This window comes from Acetobacteroides hydrogenigenes, from assembly GCF_004340205.1.
GTDB classification, from domain to species: domain Bacteria; phylum Bacteroidota; class Bacteroidia; order Bacteroidales; family ZOR0009; genus Acetobacteroides; species Acetobacteroides hydrogenigenes.
This window is the reverse complement of sequence record NZ_SLWB01000013.1, coordinates 93,365-114,741: the sequence shown is the minus strand read 5'-3', so window position 1 is coordinate 114,741 and position 21,377 is coordinate 93,365. Positions and strand designations below refer to the sequence as shown.

Genomic DNA, 21,377 nt, shown 5'->3' with positions numbered 1-21,377 from the left:
ATCCTCGTAGCTGAAGCTCGCTGCTTTTTCTTTCTCTTCCATTGTCTGCAAAGTTAACGTTATCATTTTGCAGACACAGTTGCATGAACAGTCTCGCGTAACGCGCTATACGCACAGCGTAGTATTCTTCGGGGCTGGCGTATCGCCCCATAAAGTCCGCCAAGCTGTATGCTCTAAAAGCGTAGCGGCTACCGTTGTGGGTAGCCGCTACGCGATTTATGGCTGCTCCTACTTGGTGGCAGGAGGGGTGTCGTTCTTCTTTCGGGGGCTTGGAACGTAGCCCTGCAGCTTGAGCGCATTGGTGAAGTTAAACTGGTCGAGCAGCATCTTGTTGCCAACAAAGTAGGTGTTCACCAGCTTGCAGATGTCGCTAACCTCGTCGTGGATGGCGTTTAGCGCATCGAGGTTGGCCTTGTTGCCCGTTTTGCGGTTGGTCTTAAGGTTTTCCTGAACGTTGTTGGCCTCGATGAGCAGCGTTGCCTGGGCAAGCAGCGTATCGATGTTGCTGGCGCTGGCGCCGGCCTGTACCAGCTCGGCTTTGACGGTGGGCGTTAGGTTGGCCTTTAGGATTGTGAGCACGGTTACGTAGCTTTCCTGCGAGTTGGTGTGGGTAGAGAGCTTGTTGAGACCAAGCTGGGTGAAGAGGGTGTCCTTGCGTACTGGGTTCCCCTTGAAGCCTACCTCGATCTCGGCCTTAAGGTTCATGAGCGAGCGATGGGCCGACTGTACGGTGCCGGTAACGGTAGCGGTTGCCTCCTTTAGCTGGTGAAGGATGTCTACGCCCACGTTTTCGTCGAATGCCTTGGTGATCCTAATCTTGAGGTTGGGGAAGTAGGGATCGGCCCACTGCGAGCGCTGGGCGCTGAGCAGGGCTACGTTTTCGATTCCTCTTTCGGCAATGTACAAGCAGGCAAGCAGCATTTGTGAGGTTGTTCCTCTAAACAATCTTTCAGACATGGTTAATGACGTTTTTTTGTTTTACAATAGGTTTACCGGTTTTAAAGATATAAAAATAGTTAATTAATTGATTCTCGATTCTTGAAAAAAAATTACGCTAAGGGTTTTTCGCTAAGCGGCAAATGCTCGATAGGCTTAGGTGGTAATGTGCAGAAAGCTAGGCGGTATGCGGCTTTCGGGGCTGCTCTGCCTAAAGCTGATGGTGCCTGTTGGAACCGAAAAAAAATGTGCTTTGGGAACTTTTTTAGTAAAAATTGCCCCTTTTAGGTACAACGTTAGCTAAAAGCTGCTACCTTGTCGGCTGAATCCTATTTTATAATCATCGCCCAAAAGATAATGTATACGCGTTTTTCTGGCACCCGGTCGGGTGGGGTGGATTTCGATTAGGATCTGCATTCCAAAATGATATGAAGAATGAAAGAGCTTAGAAAGATGCTAACCCTGCTATTTATGGTTTACTGGTTTACCTACGTGCTTGGCAAATGCTTGCTCGACTACTTTTCGGGAGACCAGGTGGAGATCGTTGCGATTATGCTGTCGGCGCTTGGTTGGGGGGTGCTACCTGCGCTGGGCTCCTACGCTGGACTATCGCAGGTGGTGATGCCAAAGCTGAGGTATCTTGAGTCGGAAATCGTGGAGGAACCAACGTTTTTTGAAAAAAGGGAGGAACGCGTTTCTAACGAAAATGGTGCCATTACCTTTACCAATTTGGAGGAAATCTGTAGAGCGCGCTACGTGGTTACCTTCGCTGATGGCGAAGAGGGGGTTATTAAGATGCGAACAACGCTTTCGCTTTGGAGCAGGGGCGTTGGCTACTGTATTAAATTCAAGGATGTCAACCAGGAAGCAGTAATGGTGTTTATCCCCATTTCGACCGGTAACCGTAAGGTGGAACAGGATGCAAAACGTCTGAAATTGTTGGTAGAAGGATTGGCAAGCGCCAGCTAGCGTTCGATTGGATTAAAAGGATATCTTAGCGGCAAAAATTGAAAATAGAATGGTAGCGATCAACAGTAGTATATCGGGCATAAAGCTAGCGCTAATTGCTTTTGCAGCCGTAGTACTTGTAGCACAAAGCGGCCTGGTGCAGGCCCAGAATGCGGCAAAGCCCACAAAGGAAGATCAGGAAGCTAAGCGTAAGGCCGTAGCGGCCCAGGTGGATAAGCTGTATGCCGAAACAACGCTCGTCCACGAAGGCGATATGGCCCCCGATTTTACGGTAGAGATGCTCGACGGGAAAACGGTAAAGCTGTCGGATTTGAGGGGTAAGGTGGTAATGCTCAACTTTTGGGCTACCTGGTGCGGGCCATGCATGGAGGAGTTTAAGGAGATTCCCGAGAAGATCGTGAAGCATTTCGAGGGAAAGAACTTTGTGCTTCTTCCCATATCGCGTGGCGAAAAGCGCGAGGTGGTGGAGAGCAAGATGAAGAGCTTAAAGGAAAAGGGAATCGACTTTCCGGTTGGCATCGATCCCACCAAGGCAATTTACTCGCTATACGCCAAGCAGTATATTCCGCGCAACTTTATCATCGACCAAAACGGTAAGGTTGTGCTAGTAAGGGGTAACGCCCTCGACGAGATTGTTAAGAAGGTAGAGGAGCTGCTGAAGTAGCATTGGAAGCGAGTAGGGGCATATAATAGGGATGGCGGCTGTAGGCTGCCATTTTGCATGTTAGGGACTGATTGAAGCTTTTTATAATCCGAGAAGAGCCTAAACATTAGCGCTGTTTTTAGGTTATACGAGTTCAAGAATAAGGCCAAACCGCTAATCAAAAAAAGAACAAACCGATGGTAGATGGACGATTGCTTAAAGGCGTATTGATGGGAATTGTAGGCGTATTCTCACTCGGATCGTGCTCGACAATTCCCGAAGGAGCTAAGGCTGTTAGCCCTTTTGATGTAAACCGATATTTAGGGAAGTGGTACGAAATCGCTCGGCTGGATTTTAAGTATGAGCGCAACCTGAATAACACCACAGCAGCTTACTCGCTAAATGAGGATGGGAGCATACGCGTTGACAATAGGGGGTATAACTACATCACGAAAGAGTGGAAGCAGGCTATTGGAAAGGCGAAGCCTGTTGGCGACCCCAGCGTAGCGATGCTTAAAGTGTCGTTTTTTGGGCCTTTCTATTCGGGCTACAACGTTATCGCATTGGATAGCGAATACCGGTATGCGCTTGTTGCAGGGAAAAGCTTGAAGTACCTTTGGATTCTTTCGCGCGAGACCACAATCCCCGACGATATAAAGCAGCGCTATTTGCATTTGGCGGACAGCTTAGGGTATAAAATTTCGGAGCTGGTATGGGTTGAACATGGTGTTGCTAAGTAAACAAAAAACGCTTGTTGAAAATATATTGAGGTTTAGGTTGCCAAACAGGTGCTTATAGTCTACTTCTTACGGAAAGAACAGCCAAGCTGCAATAATGAGCAGCTGCACCTAAATTGCACCTAGCCCATGCAGCTTAGGCTAAAAGATGCTACCTTGCATGCACTCCTGCTTACAACCCTATATGCTCCTTCAGGTAGGTGGGGAATGGGAGATTCTGTATTTTTAAGTAGGATGTTACGCTACAATTGAATGCAAATACGTAGAAAAGTATGAAAGAAGCATTGTTGATAATCGACGTTCAAAATGACTATTTTGAAGGAGGAAAGATGGCTCTAGTAGGAGCCGATAGGGCGGCTGAGAATGCTCGTTTGGTGTTGGATATGTTTCGTTCTAAAGGACTACCCATAGCTCACGTACAGCATATTGCCACATCGCCAACCGCAACGTTCTTTCTTCCTAATACAGAGGGAGCCGAGATATATAAGGGTGTAAGCCCAATGGATGGCGAAAAGGTTGTCGTAAAGCACTACCCCAACAGCTTTAGGGAAACCGACCTGCTTGGCCATTTGAAAGCAGAGGGCATAACCGATGTTGTTATTTGTGGAATGATGACGCACATGTGCGTTGATGCAACAACCCGTGCCGCAAAGGATTTTGGCTTTAGCTGTACGGTAATTGGCGATGCTTGTGCTACAAGGACGCTAGAAGTAAACGGTCAATCGGTAGCGGCAAACGAAGTTCAGAAAAGCTTTTTAGCCGCATTAAGCTACTTCTATTCTACGGTTAAAACCGCAAAGCAATATATCGAAGAGCGGTAGGTTCTAATTAGTAAACCAGCAATTGCTCTATCGTTGCTAGGCTTATAAGGTTTAGAGATTTATGTCGTTTCCCTATTAGGCGACATCAGCAAAATTGCTAGCATGCAGGCACACGAGTCTTCGTACAATAGAAATATTCTACTACTGCTGGTCGTTTTAACCTCCTTCATGAATCCATTTCTTGGAGCGGCAGTAAATATTGCATTACCAAAAATTTCGGAAAGCTTAGGCATGGATGCTATTGCCATGAGCTGGGTAAGCATGAGCTTTCTCCTATCGTCGGCGGTATTCCTGGTGCCAATGGGCAAGGTTGCCGACATAGTGGGTCGAAAGCGCGTTTTCTTTATAGGCAACATCATCTTAACGCTTGCATCGATACTCTGCGCCATTTCCTTTTCTGCACCGATGCTTTTAGCATCAAGGGTAGTACAGGGAATTGGGGCATCAATGGTATTTGGAACATCGATGGCTCTAATCACCTCTGCTTTCCCACCGTACGAAAGGGGGAAAGCAATTGGCATTGCGGTTTCATCGGTATACTTAGGGCTATCGGTTGCTCCAGTTTTGGGTGGTGTGCTTACCCAATATCTGGGGTGGAGAAACTTATTTTACACTACAATCCCGGTGTCCATTTTTGTCATAGCAGCTACGCTACGGTACCTAAAGGCAGAGTGGGCTGAGGCAAAAGGCGAGAAGTTCGATTTTAAAGGATCGGTAATCTACGTTGTATTTATGAGCATGCTTATGGTGGGCTTTACCAGACTGCCCGATCCGTTGGCCATTGTCATTACTGCTATAGGAGTAGTTGGCTTGGTCGTTTTCGTACTGGTTGAACTTCGTGTAGAATCTCCGGTGTTGAGCATCTCGCTCTTTAGGAATAATCGGGTGTTTGCCCTTTCGAATTTGGCAGCCCTGATAAACTATGCGGCTACCTTTGCAATAGGCTTCTTGTTGAGCCTTTTTCTGCAATACATAAAGGGATTGCCCCCAAGAGATGCTGGAATGCTACTGGTTACTCAGCCTGTGGTGATGACCTTATTCGCATCTTTTTCGGGTCGGCTGTCCGATAGGTATAGCTCCAATGTCCTCTCATCAATTGGGATGGCAATAATTGTGTTAGGGCTGTTTATGCTCACCATTATTGATGGTTCAACAAAGAATGGCTATATAATTTTTTGTTTAATGATTTTAGGGATGGGGTTTGGCGTTTTCTCGTCGCCCAATACGAATTCGATTATGGGTGCCGTCGAAAAGCGCTACCTGGGCATTGCCTCTGCAACTGTTAGCACCATGCGCCTAACAGGACAGATGCTTAGCATGGGGATCGCCACGTTGCTAATACACCTTTACATTGGGTCGGCAACCGATATCTCAGCCAATAAGGCTGTCTTTTTAAAAAGCGTACAGGTTTCCTTTGTGCTGTTTGCGGGGCTTTGTACATTAGGTGTGTTCGCATCGTTGGCACGACGGAAGCATTGATAGCATTTACAGCAATTGTTGATGTGCAATGATTGTTAGAAATTAAGTCATGATGAAAAGTAAAAAGGGAACGAATTTCGTTCCCTTTTTACTTTTATGTTTGTTTGAGAGAATTTACTCTCCGAAAGAAATTCCGATGCCTTTGCCAGCCGATACAAGAGCGCTATCGGGCTGAACGAAGTTAGGACGGTCAATAGCCTCAAGGAATGGTACTCCAATAATATCGGGGTGACGGTAAGCTACCATTTGTCCGAACTTGCCTTCGAGAACCAATTCGAATGCCTTAACGCCAAATTGGGTTGCCAGAATGCGGTCATAGGCAACAGGAGATCCTCCTCGTTGAAGGTGACCAAGAACGGTTTCACGCATATCGGCTTCTACACCTGCGGCTTTTAGCTCTTTCATCAGCTTAGAGGCAACACCTCCAAGACGTAGGTTTTCGTAACCAATTTCGTCAGACTTTTCAAACACCAGCGTACCATCTTTAGGCATTGCACCTTCGGCAACTACTACGATGGCAAAGCCTCTACCTCTATTGTAGCGAGCATTAATCTTCTCGGCAACCTTATTGATATCGTAAGGAATTTCAGGAATAAGACAAACGTCGGCACCTCCGGCAATGGCGGCGTGTAGCGCAATCCAACCTGCATTACGTCCCATAACCTCCATGATAAGCACACGGTTGTGCGATGCTGCTGTAGTAACCAAACGGTCGATACCTTCCGAGGCAATTTGAACCGCAGTTTGGAATCCAAAAGTATAGTCGGTAGCCGATAGGTCGTTATCGATGGTTTTAGGAACACCAACTACGTTAAGTCCTTTTTCGAAAAGTAGTTGAGAAATCTTTTGCGAACCATCTCCTCCGATAGAAATAACTGCATCAATACCTAAGTACTGGATTTTGCGAATCATTTCGTCAGATCGATCAACAAAAGAATATGTTCCGTCGGAATTCTTTACAGGCCAAGCGAATGGGCCTCCTTTGTTGGTGGTGCCAATAATTGTACCCCCTTGAACGTGAATACCTGCAACCGATTTTTCGTCAAGAACCTTAATCTCGGTGGGTTCTCTGAGGATTCCATCATAGGCTTGAATGCAGCCTACAACTTCCCAATCCTTTTCTTGTGCTGCTCTTTTTACAATGGCGCGGATCACCGCATTTAATCCAGGGCAGTCGCCTCCCCCGGTAACAACCATAACTCTCTTCATTTGATGTCATCTTTATAACTTTGCACGCTCTAATTCTTTGTGAATTAATAGCTAGAGCATACAAGTTTCGTGATTTCTATATTCCAATTTTATTCGTCCCAAAAATAGAAAATATCTTGTTAGATTCTAAAATCTTCCATCCAAGAAATGCTATATGACTGTAAATAATCTCTCTTTATTCTTATTTGTAGCAAATTTTTACAGTATTCTTTAAATTGTTTGTAATTCAGTATCTTATTTCGGTCTTTTTTTAGTGGTCAAAAATTAAAATTTGCCGAATGTTAACATTTCTCAGTTTTTATGCCCAGAATAAGGGCCCTTAGAGGTATATTTGTGTGCTAATTTACCCTAAAAACTAAGTGAACATGTTGAGTCCTTTAAAAGTTGCAGGAAAAATTTACTGGCTGGGAGCCAACGATCGTAAAAAGCATCTTTTCGAAAATATTTGGCCGCTACCTAATGGGGTTGCTTATAATTGCTACCTCATTAACGACGAAAAGACAGCACTTGTGGATACTATTGAATCGGGTGTTGCCGGAGATTTTATTGAAAAGGTAGAACAGCTGCTAGGTGATAGACCTTTGGATTATCTTATAATAAACCATATGGAACTTGACCATACTGGGGAAGTTAAGGACATTTTGAAGAGATATCCTAATGTCCAGATTATAGGTAATTCAAAAACATTTAAGGTTGTAGAAGCCTACTGGGGTGCTCTTGCCAACCTCAAGCAGGTAGAAGATGGCGACGAACTTTCGCTTGGGTATCATAAGTTGAAGTTTGTAATGACGCCTTGGGTTCATTGGCCAGAAACAATGATGACGTACGATGCTACTGAACAGGTTCTTTTTTCTGGTGATGCTTTTGGTAGCTTTGGAACTCTTGATGGAAACGTTTTTGATGATGAGATCGACTTTACCTACTATGAAGAAGATATGCGCCGCTACTTCTCTAACATTGTGGGGAAGTACGCCAATATGGTGCAAAAAGCATTCAAAAAGTTGGAAGGTGTTCCCGTTAAGTCGGTATGCCCAGTACACGGACCGGTATGGAGAAGCAATCCTGAAGTTGTTCTTGGCCTTTACGATAAGTGGAGCAAAATGGAAGCCGAAGATGGCGTTGTGATTATTTATGCTTCGATGTACGGTAATACCGAGCAAGTTGCTGATCGTATTGCTCGTAAGATTGCAGAGCAAGGCGTGAAAAAGATTCGTATTCACGACGTGTCGAAAACGCATATTTCTACCTTAATCAACGAAATATGGAGATATAAGGGGGTTATTCTTGGTAGCTGCGCCTACAACAGTCAGATGTTTCCATTGTTGGAACAGCTAACCAGAGAACTTGAGCATATGGGTGTAAAGGATCGCGAACTAGGAATTTTTGGTTCGTACAGTTGGAATGGTGGAGGCGTCAAGAATCTTCAAAAGTTCCAAGAATCCATTGGCTGGAACTTAGTTTCGAAACCTGCTGAAATATATGGCATTCCGACAGAAGAAAAGTATGCGCAATGCGATGAACTGGCGGTTGCAATGGCCGAAAGACTTAAGTAATTTCGATTAATTAGCATATAGAAAGGAGGCTGCAGCCTCCTTTTTTTTATTTTTGTTTAAAACCTTTAATAGTTGAAATAATGGAATTTAACCTACCGGTAGGATTGTCCTATACTTCAAAAAAGAAAGTTACGATTGACGATGCCGCTTCTCGATATGGCTCTGGGCTTATTGATGTATTTGCTACACCTGCATTGGTTGCTCTTATGGAAAATGCAGCATTAATGGCGGTTGCTAGCCATTTACCCGAAGGCTTTAACACCGTTGGCATAGAGATTTCAACAACACACGTAAAGGCAACTCCAATCGGAATGGAGGTAAAAGCTACAGCAAGCCTTGTGAATGTTGATGGGAAAAAGTTAACCTTCGAAATCGTAGCTGAAGATGAGGAGGGTGTTATAGGGAAAGGTGTTCATTCTAGATTTATTATCGATACGGAAAAGTTTATGGCTAAGTTAACTAAAAAATAGTAGTATGATCTCTAGTAAGGATAGGCAAGAAATTGAGGCATTAGGATTTGATGTGGCAGTTATTGAAAACCAGCTTAAACAGTTCGAGAGCGGTTTCCCTTTTTTAGAGTTAAAAGCCCCCGCAACTGTGCCTACTGGTATTATGCAAGTTGAAGATACCCAAAAGGCGTACTTGATTGAAAAGTACGAAAACTTTGGAGGAAAACGGGTGAAGTTTGTTCCAGCATCAGGTGCTGCAACTCGTATGTTTAAGTCGTTGTATGAGGCAAAAGATCTTTTTGAAAACGGAGAGTCTAAAGAGTCTGTTTTTGAACGTTTAAAGGATGTAAAACAGGTTTTTGACAATTTGGGAAAATTTGCTTTTTATTCGGAACTAAAAGAAGTATCTGCCGCTAAGGGGATTTCTCTGGGTGATCTTTCATCTGCCAATTGCGCTGTAGTTTTATCGCTTATTCTTGGAGAACAAGGATTAAACTACGGCAATCTTCCTAAAGGGCTTGTGAAATTTCATGCTTATGATGATGGCGCTCGTAAGGCAGTTGCCGAACATCTGGTGGAAGGTGCAGAATATGCAAAGAATCGAGATTCGAGCGTTAGCATCCATTTTACGGTATCGCCTAATCATCTCGAAGGCTTTAAGGCTGAAGTAGCAAAATCAAAAGAGGCTGTTGAAAAGAAATACGGTGTTGCTATCGTTGTAGACTATTCCATTCAAAAGCCATCTACAGATACTATTGCAGTAAATCTTGATAATACTCCATTTCGAGGCAACGATGGTGAACTAGTATTCCGTCCTGCAGGACATGGTGCACTTCTCGAAAATCTGAATGACATTGATGGCGATGTCATTTTTGTAAAGAATATAGATAACGTAGTGCCTGACAATCTGAAGCCAACAACTGTTGAGTATAAAAAGGTTTTGGCAGGGCTGCTTGTTGATGTTCAGGAGAGAGCATTTGCTGTATTGCGTACCCTTGATGGCAATGCTAGTGATGATAAAGCGCTGACCGATGGTACGTTTCTGATTGAGAAACTTGGTGGCGATTTGAGCAAACTCGATAGCCTGAATGAAACCGAAAAGGCTGATTGCATTAAGAACTTCCTTAACAGGCCAATCCGCGTTTGTGGAATGGTGAAGAACTTGGGTGAACCTGGTGGCGGTCCATTTGTGGCTCGTAATTCTGACGGGGACTATTCGCTTCAAATTGTAGAAAGTTCTCAAATTGATCTGAAGAATCCGGCTCAGAAGGCAATCTTCGATGAGGCAACACACTTTAATCCGGTTGATTTGGTGTGTGGTGTAAAGAATTATAAGGGAGAGAAGTTCGATCTAAGGGATTTTCGCGACCCTAAAACGGGCTTTATCTCGATTAAGAGCAAAGATGGTCGTGAGCTAAAAGCAATGGAGCTTCCAGGGCTTTGGAATGGAGCCATGAGCAATTGGATAACTCTGTTTGTAGAGGTTCCGCTTGTAACGTTTAATCCCGTTAAGTCAATTAATGACCTTCTTCGAACAGAACACCAGTAAAGCGTTTTTTTGTCAGTAAAGAGTTTATATTGCTAAGCCTCTCAGATTTGTTCCAATCAGAGAGGCTTTTGCTTACTAAGGAGGTAGGTGTATTAGTGTTTTATAGCTGATGTTTTTATGTCAGAAAATCAGTGGTTAAAACCGAATAGTGCAAATAGTTGCATGGTTTTTTGTTGTACCCTCTTGATTTAAGTCGAAAAAATCTACTTTTGCGTTGTAAAAATCAAAATTGATTTTAAACACTTCGATTTAAATCTAGGTAACTATGTGTGGAATTGTTGCTTATGTTGGAGTAAGAGATGCTTACTCAGTAATAATTAAAGGGTTAAAACGCTTAGAGTATAGAGGTTATGATAGTGCCGGCATAGCATTGGTTAACGGCGGCATAAATATAATTAAGAAAAAGGGAAAAGTAATAAATCTCGAAGAATTTGCGAGCAATACCAATTTGGATGGTCATATTGGTATTGGCCATACCCGTTGGGCTACTCATGGAATTCCTAGCGATGCCAATTCTCATCCGCATACATCTGGCGATGGCAGAATAGCCCTAGTTCATAACGGGATTATTGAAAACTACCTCACCTTAAAGGCCGATTTGCTTAAGAAGGGGCATGTTTTTAAAAGCGAAACTGATACCGAAGTTCTGGTTCATTTCATTGAGGATATTCGTAACGAGCTAAGGTGCAATCTAGAGGAAGCCGTTCGCGTGGCTTTGAGTCGTGTAGTCGGAGCATTTGCCATTGCCGTTATCTCAGTCGATGAGCCAGCTGTAATGGTTGCTGCGCGAAGGGGAAGCCCTTTGGCAGTAGGAATAGGGGACGGGGAGTATGTTATTGCATCGGATGTAACGCCAATTATTGAGTATACCCAGAGCGTTATCTACCCTAAGGATAACGAGATGGTGGTTATTAACGGAACCAATTATAAGCTTATAGATCTCGAAAATAACCTCCTAGAACCATACGTAAAGGAACTTGATTTCGAACTTGCCAGTATCGAAAAGGGAGGCTTCGAGCACTTTATGCTTAAGGAGATAATGGAGCAGCCTCGTACTTTTAGGGATTGCCTTCGAGGTCGCTTAAAGGCGGAAGAAGCATATATCAAGCTAGGGGGTATTCGCGATTATATCGATGAGATTATATCCGCAAAGCGAATACTAATTATAGCATGTGGTACTTCGTACCATGCTGGACTTGTAGCAAAGTACCTATTCGAGGACCTTTGCGGTATCCCTACTGATATCGATTTTGCATCGGAATTTCGTTACCGTAAAGTGGTGATTACTGAGCGAACGGTAGTGCTGGGTATTTCGCAGTCTGGAGAAACTGCTGATACCATTGTTGCTCTCGAAAAGGCAAAGAAGAAGGGGGCCAAGGTGCTTGGAATATGCAATGTTGTAGGTTCTTCTATTGCTCGCCTTACTGATGCTGGAGTTTACACCCACGTAGGTGTGGAAATTGGTGTTGCAAGTACCAAAGCGTTTACCGGTCAGCTTGCTATCATCTATATGATGGCGCTGCTTATAGCCAAAGAAAAGGGGAGCCTTGAGTACGAAAAGTACAGGCACCTGGTTGAAGAATTTGATCAAATACCTGATAAAATAGAGCAAACCTTAAAGAATACTTATACGGCAGTAGAGCAGATCTCTGCGGCATGCCGCACCGCATCGAGCATGATATACCTTGGACGTGGGCTAAACTACCCAATTGCGCTTGAGGGGGCTCTAAAGCTAAAGGAGATAACCTATATCCATGCCGAAGGCTATCCTGCTGCAGAGATGAAGCATGGTCCGATTGCGCTTATAGATGAGAACATGTTTGTAGTATTCATCGCACCCAAGGATAAAACCTACGAAAAGATCGTTTCCAACATTCAGGAGGTGAAATCGCGCGGAGGAAAAGTAGTTGCGCTGGTTACCGAAGGGGATAAGACAATTGCCAAGATGGCCGACTATACCATCGAAATTCCAGAAACGGATAAGATCTTCACTCCAGTACTGAATATTATTCCGCTACAAATGCTATCGTATCAGGTGGCCAAGCTGCGCGAGTGTAACATCGACCAGCCTAGAAATCTCGCCAAATCAGTAACCGTAGAGTAGTATGGGATTCATTAAGCGTTTTGATGCCCAGCTGCTGGGGTACGATTTTGTCAATAAGGAGTTCCTGCCCGAGGGTAAGGATGAGCATTACATCAGGTATCAGCAGAAGGAAAAGAACGGCTTCCGCAAGCTTACGGGGCAGGAGGTTGATATGCTGGTACGCAACGGAAACATGTCGGACAACTGGGATACCGTGCTTGTAGACGATCCCTTTAATCCTGGATTGGTTCGCAACTGCATATTCTACGGATTGGTTCGTATTGGTAAGCTCGAGCCTCAGTGCTTGGAGTACCACGACCTACGCTTACCCGTTGGCCTATACAATTCGATGATAATATCCAGCGATGTTGGCGACAACGTGGCCATTCATAACGTAGGGTATCTGTCTCACTACATCCTCGATAGCGAGTCGATGCTGTTTAACATCGATGAGATGGAGACCTCCAATAAGTCAAAGTTTGGCAACGGCATCATCAAGGATGGAGAAACCGAGGCCCAGCGTTTATGGATGGAGATCTGCAACGAGAATGGAGGGCGCAAGGTGCTTCCCTTTGATGGAATGCTCACCAGCGATGCCTACTTGTGGTCAAAGTTTCGCGATGATAAGGAATTGATGCGCCGATTTCAGGAGATTACCGAGAATGCCTACTCTTCTAAACGAGGATTTTACGGAAGGGTAGGAAAGGGGTGTGTCATCAAGAATACCAGCAGCATAAAGGATGTAAACATCGGCGATTGCACCTACATTAAGGGGGCCAATAAGCTGAAGAACCTAACCATTAACTCAACAGAGGATAGTCCAACCCAAATTGGCGAGGGGGTTGAGCTGGTAAACGGAATTATTGGAACTGGCTGTAAGGCTTTCTATGGAGTTAAGGCTGTAAGGTTTGTAATGGGCGTTAACTCGTCGCTTAAGTATGGAGCTCGCCTAATCAACTCCTTTTTAGGAGAAAATTCGACCATATCGTGCTGCGAGGTGCTTAACAGCCTCATTTATCCTAGCCATGAGCAGCACCATAACAACTCGTTCCTTATTGCCTCGTGCGTGCAGGGGCAGAGCAACATTGCTGCTGGTGCAACCCTTGGTTCAAACCATACGTCGAGGGCCAACGATGGAGAAATCATTGCGAAAAGGGGATTTTGGGCTGGACTATCTACTACCATTAAACATAATAGCCGTTTTGGATCGTTCACCTTGCTTACCAAGGCAAACTACCTTCATTCAATAAATATTGATCTGCCATTTGCGCTGGTGGGCAACAACGAGTCGGAAAATCGCCTCGAAATAATTCCCGCCTACTGGTGGCGCTACAACATGTACGCGCTGGAGCGTAATGCATGGAAATTCGTAATGCGCGATAAGCGTGGGGAGGTTGGACAGAAGTTCGAGTACAGCTATCTAGCGCCCGATTCTGTATCCGAAATACTGGTGGCGCTCGACAAGCTTTATAGGTGGATTGCCGAAGAGGTGGAGCCTTGTGCTACGGATAACCATCGGGCTATTGCTGAAAAGGCTATTGCCGAAGGTTACAATCCTGCGTCAATACTTATAAGCTCAGAGGGTATCGAAGCATCATCGCGGAAGGTACTCTTAAAGAAGCCCGTTCAGGCGGTAATGGCCTATCGGGAGATGGTGAAGTACTACGCGCTGATATCGTTTATCGACTACATGATGGCCAATAATGCTGGTTTGGAGGGTATTCTCTCGCTCGATAGCGATGGCATCGACCGTTGCTGGATGAACGTTGGCGGGCAGATATTCAGGTGCTCATTTATCGAAGAGCTAAAGCATAGGGTGAAATCGAACGAGCTGAATAGCTGGGATGCGATTCATGCAGCCTACCGTTCGCAGGACGATACCTATATCTACGATAAGGCTCGCTATGCCAAATATGCAATGGAGCAGATCATAGGGCAGAAGCTAAGCCTCGAATCGCTGTTCCAGCTGGCCGACGAGGGCGTTGCTATTGCCCAAATGGTAAAGGAGCGCGTCTTTCAGTCGCGGCTTAAGGACTACAACGATCCGTTTAGAAAGATCGTTTACGATAATCAGGAGGAGATGGATGCCGTTATCGGCAGCATAAACGATAACGATTTTATAGCGCACTCGGAGGCTGTTTGTCAGCAAACCTTGAACGACATCGAATCGCTATTCGTTAGAAAATATACTGCTTGATGCAATAAAATGGCTACCGTGCTGTAGCCGTGGGCGTATATGGACTGTATAAACCTTTGAATGGGAGAAGGGGAGGGCTTGAGGCTTTCTCCTTCTCTTTTTTGCCCTATTTGAGCGCTCCTAGGCGAGGTCAATTGTTCCCCGAGCGAAGTCGAGTGCACCCCGAGCGAAGTCGAGGGAGGATTCCGTACCAATTATTGCTAACGATACGAAAAAGGCAGCTCTCGAATCCTCTGAGGCTGCCTTTGTGGTATCGTTGAAATGAACGACTAGCTGTTGAAGTGGTAGAGGAAGATCACCTCGGCGTCGTAGGCCGATTTCTTGTTGCCCTCTATCTCGAGCTTTACGCCAATGGTGGCCTTGGTTACCCCGCGTAGGTTTACGGCGCTAATTACCTTAGCGCAAAGGCGCACGCGGCTGTTTACGAGCACAGGCTGGTTGAACTTCAGCTTCTCGATGCCGTAGTTGACCTGCATCTTGAGGTTTTGTACATCTACAATTTGATCCCAAAGGTGGGGGAGAATCGATAGCGTGAGGTAGCCGTGCGCGATGGTGTTGCCGAAGGGCGATTCGGTTTTAGCCTTCTCCGCATCCACATGAATCCACTGGTGGTCGATGGTGGCATCGGCAAACAGGTTGATCTGCTCCTGCGTAAACTGGTGCCACTCCGATATGCCGAGGTCGTGGCCCACTAGCTTTTCGAGCTCGTCGAAGCTCTTAATTACTACTTTACCCATTGGTACTATTTTTTCTGTGAAATGATCTGCAATATACTTCAAATTGGCGGGAGTTGCAGCTCCATATTCTGCCAATTCGGCAATGATGCTAATTGATTTGAGGTGAAGTTCTAGGAACAAGGCATCAGCATTGAAGGGAAAAGCTCGAAGCTTCGGGGTCGAAGGCTGAAACTTCGCCAAAACTTGCCGAATCTTCGGGGTCAAAGGCTGAAGCTTCGCCAAAATATGCCGAAGCTTCGGGGTCGGAGTGCGAAGCTTCGCCAAAATTAGCCGAAGCTTCGAGGTCGGAGTACGAAGCTTCACTAAAATTAGCCGAAGCTTCAGGGTCGGAGGCTGAAGCTTCACCAAAATTTGCTGAAGCTTCGGGGTCGAAGTGCGAAGCTTCGCTAAAATTTGCTGAAGCTTCGGGGTCGAAGCTCGAAGCTTCGAGGTCAAAGGCTGAAGCTTCAGCAAAAAAGGCCGAACATCGGGGCAAAAAGCATCAACGTTCGACCTTTTATCGTAATTCTTCCGCCTACTTCCTCAGCGCATCGTACAGCACCTCTACGGGGTGAACCGCCGTGCGGCCCGTTCCATCCTTTATATGGTGGCGGCAGCTGGTGCCAGGGGCGGCAACCACCGTGTGGCTGTCGGCCTGACGCACGGTGGGGAAGAGCATCAGCTCGCCGATGGCCATCGACAGGTCGTAGTGCTCCCTCTCGTAGCCAAATGAGCCGGCCATGCCGCAGCAGCCCGAGCGGATCTCCGTTACGGTGTATCCTTCGGGGAAGCCGAGCACGTACCGGGTGGCAGCAGTGGTGGCAATCGACTTCTGCTGGCAGTGGCCGTGGAAGATCACCTGTACCTCATCTTCCTTAAACTGCTCCTTGGTGATGCGGCCCCGCTGCATCTCGCGCATCAGGAACTCATCAATAAGAAGGGTGTTGCGGGCAAGTTCCCTAGCCTTGCCGAGATTCTCGGGGGTGGCCAAGTCGGGGTACTCGTCCCTAAACGAGAGGATGGCCGATGGCTCGATGCCAATAAGCGGTGTTTCATCGCCTACCAGCGGGCTAAGCTGCTCGATGTTGCGGTTGGCAATGCGCTTGGCGGTTCGGATGAGCCCCTTGGAGATGTAGGTTCGGCCGCTCTCGCCGTGCCGCGGGATGATCACCTCGTAGCCCAACCCCTGGAGCAGCAGAATGGCCTTGATGCCCACCTCCACGTCGTTGTAGCGGGTAAACTCGTCGCCGAAGAGGTACACGCGCCCCTTGCGTTCTACTACTTTCTGCTGATTTGTCCTGAACCACTTCGCAAGCGTTGTGCGATGCAGCAGCGGCAGCGTGCGCCTGTCGCTAAAGCCGAGCGCTCGCTGGATGGGCTTGGCGATGGCCTTGCTGCCCATAAAGAAGTTTGTAACTGCAGGGGCGATGCTTCCTACCTTATATATATAGGTGATGTAGGCGATCAGCCGTGTGCGCAGCGGGATGCTGTTTTGGTCGTAGTAGTGCTGCAGGAATTCGGCCTTCAGCTTGGCCATGTCCACGCTCGAGGGGCATTCCGACTTGCACCCCTTGCACGACAGGCACAGGCTGAGGATGTCGTACAGCTCGCGGCTCTCGAAGGGGCGGTCGCTGCTGGTAAGCACCTCGCGCAGCATGTTGGCGCGGGCGCGGGTGGTCTTATCCTCGTCCTTGGTGGCCATGTAGCTCGGGCACATCGTCCCTCCGCTTAGGATCGTCTTGCGGCAGTCGCCCGAGCCGTTGCAGCGCTCGGCCGCCCTCAGGAAGCCATCCGACTCGGCAAAGCTGAAGATAGTGTCGAACTTCCGCTCCTTTGCCCCCGGCGTGTAGCGCAGGTGCGAGCTCATGGTGGGGGTATCTACAATCTTATTTGGGTTGAAGATGCTATCGGGATCGAAGGCGGCCTTCACCTCCCTCATCAGCTGGTAGCAGCGCTCGCCAACCATAATGGGGATGAACTCGCCGCGCAGGCGGCCATCGCCGTGCTCGCCGCTCAGCGATCCGCGGTGCTTCTTCACCAGATGGGCCACATCGGTGGCGATGGTCCTAAACAGGGCCACATCCTTTTCGTCCTTTAGGTTAAGAATGGGGCGGAGGTGCAGCTCGCCGCTGCCGATGTGCGCGTGGTACACGCAGTCGAGCCCATACTTTTTGAGGATGAGCTTAAAGTCGGCCATGTAGGCCGGAAGGCGCTCGGGACTAACAGCAGTATCCTCGATAACCGATACCGGCTTGGCATCGCCCTTCATGTTCGATAGCACGCCGAGTCCCGCCTTGCGCAGGCTCCACACCTTCGAGGTCTCTGCCCCCCAAACGATGGGGAAGTGGTAGCCAAACCCAGCCTGCTGCATCTCCGCAACAAGGCTGGCATACTTCTGCTCTACTATTTCTTTGGATGATTCGGCAAACTCTACTATAAGGATGGCAGCAGGCTCGCCTTCAACGAAGAATCGGTTGCGGCTCTGCTCAATGTTATCTTTGGTAAGGTCGAGGATGTTCCTATCCATCAGCTCCACGGCCGTAGGCCCAAACTTTAGGGCGATGAGGTTGGCCCTAAACGCCTCCTCGAGGTTGTTTAGGTGGATGCACACCACCGCCTTCTCCTTTGGTGGCAGCGGCACCAGGTTCAGCTTCGCCTCGGTGATGATGCCCAGCGTACCCTCCGAGCCTGCAATCAGCTGGCAGATGTTCAGCTTCTCGTCCGACTGGCTAAATACCTCGCTGTTGGCTAAGAGATCCAGCGCGTAGCCCGAGTTTCGGCGCTTCAGCGCTGGCTCGGGGAACTGCTCCTGTATTTCCTTTATATTATTGGAGTCCGAAAGAATCTCGTACAGCTTACGGTAGATGTTGCCCTCTACACCTTCCAGCGTAAGCTTTTGCGATAGCTCCTGACGGGTTAGGGGCTTAAAGTGGGCCTCGCTACCATCGGAGAGCACCATCTTAACCTCCAGCAGGTGGTCGCGCGTGCTACCATATATAATGGAGTGCGAGCCGCACGAGTTGTTGCCAATCATACCGCCCATCATGCATCGGTTGGCCGTCGATGTTTCGGGTCCGAAGAAGAGCCCATGCTCCTTCATGGCCATGTTCAGCTCGTCCAAAATCACCCCAGGTTGAACGCGAACCCAATGCTCTTCGGTGTTCACCTCCAAAATAGAGGTCATGTGCTTCGAAATATCTACGATGATACCCTTTCCTACAACCTGTCCGGCCAACGAGGTGCCTGCCGTGCGGGGAATGAGCGGAATCTTATGCTTCGCGGCAAATTGGACAGCCGTAATAAGATCAGTGCGATCTTTAGGCCAAATCACGGCTAGCGGACGTTCGCTATATGCCGAGGCATCAGTGGAGTATATGCAGAGTTGGGTAGAATCTGTGCTGATTTCGCCGGCAAAGGTGTTGGCAATCTCGTTTATGGTTTCGGATATCATCAACGATTTCATTAATAGAAAATTTGGGGCTAAAAGTATTAAAAATCGATCAAGGAATGAGGCTGAAATCTGTGATTTTGTAAATACTTTATTGTGAATGTAATAACACAGAAGAAATTTTACCGTTTGTTTGTAATGTGTTGTTTTTGTGTTTAGTATGATGGTAAGAAATAATGTTAAAAATTAGAGTTGGTAGGATTTTTAATCTAATTTTGAGAATCATTTTGTTCACATCTTTAACCATCAGTAAAACAATGGATTTAATCCAGAAAATAAAGGACAATGCCAAAAAACACGGCAAGCGAATTGTCCTTCCAGAAGGTACTGAAATAAGAACCCTGAAGGCTGCTGATATTCTTATTCAAGAAGGAATCGCAAAGCCCATTCTTATCGGAAATCCACAAGAAATTTCGAAGTTGGCAGCTGAGAATGGCCTTCAAAACATTTCAAAAGCAGAGATTGTAGACCCTTGCAACAACCCGAAGAAAGACGAGTATGTACGGGTTATGCTGGAAATCCGCCAAAGCAAGGGGCTAACCAAAGAGCAGGCTGAAAAGCTGATTCTTGATCCGCTCTACCTAGGAACGCTGATGATTAAGTGCGGCGATGCCGATGGCGAGGTGGCTGGTGCTGCTAATACCACTGGAGATGTTCTTCGTCCTGCATTTCAATACGTAAAAACGATGCCCGGAATTAGCGTTGTTTCCGGTGCATTTATTATGATTCTTAAGGATAAGGATTACGGTAACGACGGCATCATGGTTTTTGCCGATTGCGCCGTTCACCCAAATCCAACCGCCAGCGAACTTGCTGAAATTGCTGTTGCTACCGGTAAAACTACCCGTGCAATTGCTGGCTTCGAGCCCAAAATTGCTATGCTAAGCTTCTCGACCAAAGGAAGCGCCAAGCATGAAATGGTTGATAAGGTAGCCGAGGCTACCCGTCTTGCCAAAGAGATGGCACCCGATATGTTGATTGATGGCGAACTACAGGCCGATGCAGCAATTGTAGAAGCTATTGGTGCAAGCAAAGCTCCCGGTAGCCAAATTGCCGGGCATGCAAACGTACTCGTATTCCCAACCCTCGAAACCGGTAATATCGCCTATAAGCTGGTTCAACGCCTTGCAAAGGCCGAAGCCGTTGGTCCAGTGCTTCAGGGAATGGCCGCTCCAATCAACGATTTGTCGCGCGGTTGCTCTGTAGACGATATCGTGAATCTTGTTGCCATTACAGCGAACCAAGCAGCAGGAAAGTAGGTTATAACTAAATCACACACACACATAAAAAAATGATTGTACTTGTATTGAATTGCGGAAGCTCATCCGTAAAGTACCAACTGCTCGATATGATTGATGAGAATCAAAACAATGTTATGGCAGTCGGTTTAATAGAGAGAATTGGGTTGGCAGACGGAATGCTTACGCATAAGCCAGCAGGGAAGGAGAAATATAAAGTTACCCAGCCAATCAACGACCATGTTGTTGGTATTAACCTAATCCTTAAGGCTCTTGTTGACGAAGAGCATGGTGTAATTAAGAATATTAAGGAGATTCAGGCTGTAGGGCACCGCGTAGCACATGGTGGCGAGCTCTTTAAGAGTAGTGTATTAGTGGATGAAAAGGTAAAAAAGGGCATTGCTGATCTTATTGAACTAGCACCTCTTCACAATCCAGCTAACCTAAAAGGAATTGAAGCTATGGAAGCCTTGCTTCCCGGAATTCCTCAAGTTGCTGTATTTGATACCTCGTTCCATCAATCGATGCCAGCTTGCTCGTACCTGTATCCAATTCCTTACGAGTACTACCAAAAGTATGGTATTCGCCGTTACGGATTTCACGGAACAAGCCACAAGTATGTTGCTCAAAAGGCATGCAACCTTCTTGGCATGAACTTCAATAATAGTAAGATTATTACCTGTCACCTTGGTAATGGTGCTTCTATTACCGCTATCAACAATGGCAAATCGGTAGATACCTCTATGGGCTTTACTCCTGTAGATGGCCTTATGATGGGAACGCGAAGTGGTAGCGTTGATGCAGGAGTGCTCCTTTACCTTGCAGAGAAGGAGAACATGGATCTTCAAGGCATTAATGATCTTGTTAATAAGAAGAGTGGAGTTAAAGGTATCTCGGGATTAACCTCGGATATGCGCGACTTGGAAATTGCGGCACAAGAAGGCAACGAGCGCGCACAGCTTGCCATTGATATGTACTACTACCGTATCCTTAAGTTTATTGGCGGATTCGCAGCAACCTTAGGTGGGGTAGACTTAATCATATTTACCGGTGGGGTTGGGGAAAACGATTGTGCTCTTCGTGAGTTTATCGGAACCCATCTTGCCTTTATGGGCGTTCACTTCGATTCTGATGCAAACCGTGGCGTACGCGGTCAGGATAAGGTTCTTTCGAAGGAGATCTCTCGCGTTAAGGTTATGGTATGCACCACCAACGAGGAGCTTGTAATTGCTACCGATACCATGAACTTGGTTAAAAACTAGGCGCTTAATACTCTTTATTTATAAAAGGAGGAGCAAAAAGATGCTCCTCCTTTTTGTTTATAATAAAATGTGTTATTTTTGTGAGAAA

The 21,377-nt window shown here is 46.6% G+C and carries 17 protein-coding genes; 12 read left to right on the top strand and 5 right to left on the bottom strand.

From position 1 onward, the window contains the following. Positions 1-228: 228 nt before the first annotated feature. Positions 229-957, bottom strand: coding sequence for a hypothetical protein (locus CLV25_RS12520; protein WP_131839996.1), 729 nt, complete (start codon positions 955-957; stop codon positions 229-231). A gap of 414 nt (positions 958-1,371) precedes the next feature. Between CLV25_RS12520 and CLV25_RS12515 the strand changes: the two genes are divergently transcribed. The 5 genes from CLV25_RS12515 (at position 1,372) to CLV25_RS12495 (ending at position 5,585) form a co-directional block, all read left to right on the top strand. After that, positions 1,372-1,905, top strand: coding sequence for a hypothetical protein (locus CLV25_RS12515; RefSeq protein WP_131839995.1), 534 nt, complete (start codon positions 1,372-1,374; stop codon positions 1,903-1,905). Positions 1,906-1,954: 49 nt separating this feature from the next. Continuing rightward, positions 1,955-2,569, top strand: a complete 615-nt coding sequence (locus CLV25_RS12510) for a peroxiredoxin family protein (RefSeq protein WP_131839994.1) — start codon at positions 1,955-1,957, stop codon at positions 2,567-2,569. Between the two features lie 176 nt (positions 2,570-2,745). Next, on the top strand, positions 2,746-3,288 hold the full coding sequence (locus CLV25_RS12505; protein WP_131839993.1) for a lipocalin family protein: 543 nt from the start codon (positions 2,746-2,748) through the stop codon (positions 3,286-3,288). A 269-nt stretch (positions 3,289-3,557) separates the two neighbouring features. After that, positions 3,558-4,106: a cysteine hydrolase family protein gene (locus tag CLV25_RS12500; protein ID WP_131839992.1), complete on the top strand. Its 549-nt coding sequence runs from the start codon at positions 3,558-3,560 to the stop codon at positions 4,104-4,106. A 102-nt stretch (positions 4,107-4,208) separates the two neighbouring features. Continuing rightward, positions 4,209-5,585: an MFS transporter gene (locus CLV25_RS12495; protein WP_131839991.1), complete on the top strand. Its 1,377-nt coding sequence runs from the start codon at positions 4,209-4,211 to the stop codon at positions 5,583-5,585. 114 nt (positions 5,586-5,699) lie between these two features. On the opposite strand, the gene CLV25_RS12490 is transcribed toward CLV25_RS12495, so the two are convergent. Next, a complete protein-coding gene (locus CLV25_RS12490; protein ID WP_207895669.1) occupies positions 5,700-6,794 on the bottom strand; it encodes a 6-phosphofructokinase in 1,095 nt (364 codons plus the stop codon). A 365-nt stretch (positions 6,795-7,159) separates the two neighbouring features. Between CLV25_RS12490 and CLV25_RS12485 the strand changes: the two genes are divergently transcribed. The 5 genes from CLV25_RS12485 (at position 7,160) to CLV25_RS12465 (ending at position 14,625) form a co-directional block, all read left to right on the top strand. Further along, positions 7,160-8,347 carry an FprA family A-type flavoprotein gene (locus CLV25_RS12485; RefSeq protein ID WP_131839990.1) on the top strand — a complete coding sequence of 396 codons (1,188 nt, stop codon included), beginning with the start codon at positions 7,160-7,162 and terminating at the stop codon, positions 8,345-8,347. An 80-nt stretch (positions 8,348-8,427) separates the two neighbouring features. Continuing rightward, positions 8,428-8,817, top strand: a complete 390-nt coding sequence (locus CLV25_RS12480; RefSeq protein ID WP_131839989.1) for a thioesterase family protein — start codon at positions 8,428-8,430, stop codon at positions 8,815-8,817. Between the two features lie 4 nt (positions 8,818-8,821). After that, positions 8,822-10,345, top strand: a complete 1,524-nt coding sequence (locus tag CLV25_RS12475) for a DUF4301 family protein (protein WP_131839988.1) — start codon at positions 8,822-8,824, stop codon at positions 10,343-10,345. 265 nt (positions 10,346-10,610) lie between these two features. Further along, positions 10,611-12,449 (top strand): glutamine--fructose-6-phosphate transaminase (isomerizing), encoded by a 1,839-nt coding sequence (gene glmS / locus CLV25_RS12470; RefSeq protein ID WP_131839987.1) that lies wholly within the window; start codon positions 10,611-10,613, stop codon positions 12,447-12,449. A 1-nt stretch (position 12,450) separates the two neighbouring features. Next, entirely contained in the window at positions 12,451-14,625 is a 2,175-nt protein-coding gene (locus CLV25_RS12465) for a DUF4954 family protein (RefSeq protein WP_131839986.1), read from the top strand. A gap of 269 nt (positions 14,626-14,894) precedes the next feature. On the opposite strand, the gene CLV25_RS12460 is transcribed toward CLV25_RS12465, so the two are convergent. The 3 genes from CLV25_RS12460 to CLV25_RS12450 form a co-directional block, all read right to left on the bottom strand. Beyond that, entirely contained in the window at positions 14,895-15,362 is a 468-nt protein-coding gene (locus CLV25_RS12460; RefSeq protein ID WP_131839985.1) for a MaoC family dehydratase, read from the bottom strand. Positions 15,363-15,486: 124 nt separating this feature from the next. Then, the gene (locus tag CLV25_RS12455; RefSeq protein ID WP_131839984.1) at positions 15,487-15,837 is read right to left on the bottom strand and encodes a hypothetical protein; all 351 of its coding nucleotides are present in this window, start codon (positions 15,835-15,837) and stop codon (positions 15,487-15,489) included. A 39-nt stretch (positions 15,838-15,876) separates the two neighbouring features. Beyond that, positions 15,877-18,804, bottom strand: coding sequence for an FAD-binding and (Fe-S)-binding domain-containing protein (locus tag CLV25_RS12450; RefSeq protein WP_243649632.1), 2,928 nt, complete (start codon positions 18,802-18,804; stop codon positions 15,877-15,879). A 242-nt stretch (positions 18,805-19,046) separates the two neighbouring features. Between CLV25_RS12450 and pta the strand changes: the two genes are divergently transcribed. After that, positions 19,047-20,048, top strand: a complete 1,002-nt coding sequence (gene pta, locus CLV25_RS12445; protein WP_131839983.1) for a phosphate acetyltransferase — start codon at positions 19,047-19,049, stop codon at positions 20,046-20,048. Between the two features lie 32 nt (positions 20,049-20,080). Continuing rightward, positions 20,081-21,289, top strand: a complete 1,209-nt coding sequence (locus tag CLV25_RS12440) for an acetate/propionate family kinase (protein ID WP_131839982.1) — start codon at positions 20,081-20,083, stop codon at positions 21,287-21,289. The last annotated feature ends 88 nt before the right edge of the window (positions 21,290-21,377 follow it).